Origin of the sequence: Bacillus sp. SIMBA_026 (assembly GCF_046535335.1) — a bacterium.
GTDB classification, from domain to species: domain Bacteria; phylum Bacillota; class Bacilli; order Bacillales; family Bacillaceae; genus Bacillus; species Bacillus velezensis.
In genome coordinates this window covers 1-277 of the sequence record NZ_JAWRWX010000124.1, presented here as the reverse complement: position 1 = coordinate 277, position 277 = coordinate 1, and the positions used below count along the sequence as shown (strand labels likewise).

The following is a 277-nucleotide window of genomic DNA, read 5'->3' as shown; positions in this document are numbered from 1 at the left end:
CGCATTCAACTCGAACCTCGATCCCGGAATGGCCCAGCGCGCGGTCCAGCAGCTGGTTTATACAGCGACGGCGGCTGCTTCATCATCCGGGCTCATCAACTCCGGCCAGCAGATCCAAGTGGTCATCCTTGTGGACGGGCATAAGGACTATATGGCATTCGGTCAGGTGAAACTCGGAGACCCGATGGATAGGGACGCCTCCGTCGTGGCGCCGCTGTGGATTATTGATCCCCAGGAAGACACGACCCTTCCTGCAGGCCTGGTCAAGTTCAATGGC

At 58.8% G+C, this 277-nt stretch carries 1 protein-coding gene; it reads left to right on the top strand.

Annotated features, from left to right (window positions below; translation table 11 throughout):
- On the top strand, positions 1-277 hold a 277-nt coding region (locus SB847_RS20920; protein WP_410578516.1), incomplete at both ends, for a hypothetical protein.